Source organism: Alphaproteobacteria bacterium, from assembly GCA_025800285.1.
GTDB lineage: Bacteria > Pseudomonadota > Alphaproteobacteria > JAOXRX01 > JAOXRX01 > JAOXRX01.
In genome coordinates this window covers 1-1,233 of record JAOXRX010000016.1, presented here as the reverse complement: position 1 = coordinate 1,233, position 1,233 = coordinate 1, and the positions used below count along the sequence as shown (strand labels likewise).

At 28.7% G+C, this 1,233-nt stretch carries 2 protein-coding genes; both read right to left on the bottom strand.

Features of this window, described 5'->3' with window-relative positions; genetic code table 11:
* A partial coding sequence (locus OIF36_00100) for a hypothetical protein (GenBank protein MCV6598872.1) occupies positions 1-185 on the bottom strand: 185 nt, incomplete at its 3' end.
* 29 nt (positions 186-214) lie between these two features.
* Positions 215-1,233, bottom strand: a 1,019-nt coding sequence (locus OIF36_00095; protein ID MCV6598871.1) for a hypothetical protein, incomplete at its 5' end; no start/stop codon positions are given.

Here is a 1,233-nt window from a genome sequence, read left to right as displayed (position 1 = left end):
CCAGTTTTATTAGTCATAGCTTTTTTAATACGTTTTAACTGTGTTGCTGTTAACATCAACATATCATTACCAGTTAAATCACTTTTTGTCAATCGTAATGTAATCGATGATTTGTTTGATAAAGCTTTGGCTAGTTTTTTCTTTTGATCAGCAGATAATTTTACTCCATATTTAACGTATGTCATATCTTATATATGATATATGTTAGATTAATTTATCTGAAAAGCAATTTACCGTTTTGTTGTATAAGTTCAGCTTCTTGTTCATAAAGTGTCAGAGCATATATTGAATAAGCAGTAGCTGTTGTTCCTGATAACTCATATCTAAATGTTAGTTTTGTTGTTCCGTCTTTTATATCAGTTTTTTGTTTAGTTAGATCAAAATACAGAAATGGAAAAAGTGTTTGGAAATTACTTATATTTAGTAAAGATCCTTCATTATATTCATTATTCTTATGAACATATTTAAGAACATCTCTAAAAACTCTTGATAAATCTGTTGATGGAGTATAATGAATTTCTGGATATTCTTGTCCATTAGCAACTTCAAGATGACAATTTATTAGACTTCTTGGATCTGTTGATACACTGAATGTATTATATAGAAATGGATTGCTTATCTGACTATCAATAGAAGCATCATTTATTATAAAAACAAAAACATGTCTTGGTTTTGATATTCCTGATGAAATCTTAAAATGTCCAGATCTTTGTGTAGTACTATTGCTTCGTTCAATATTTTCTCTAAGATACATCCATTTATAAGGTTTCAAAAACTTGCTCATATATAAACTTTGTCCGTCGCTATTAAAGGTGATTCGTGGTACAATAAGTTGTAATTTTGTTAAAATAACTCGACAATTATCAGCACCTTGCCAAATCAAATTAGCATCGCTTTCAAATTCAATATTTAATTCCATACGACCTGATGGGAGCATATTTCTATCAAGAGCTTCAAAAAATGAATATCTATTAAGAGGTAATTCTCTGGTGACAGTATTGGATGCACCTAAAAGAAGTTTTCTCTCAGCAAATCCTTTATTATATAAAGCTTGTGCGGGTCTTTCTTCAGCTGATCTACTTGTATCAAGATGAAAAAATTCATTAGTTGCTGTTGTTTGAGCATAAACAGGACTATATTCTAACAATGATTTTATATTAACACAATGATTGGCATCATTACAATCATATACTTTTTTACCGTTTAATTTGATATCAAAATTCTTTATAAAAC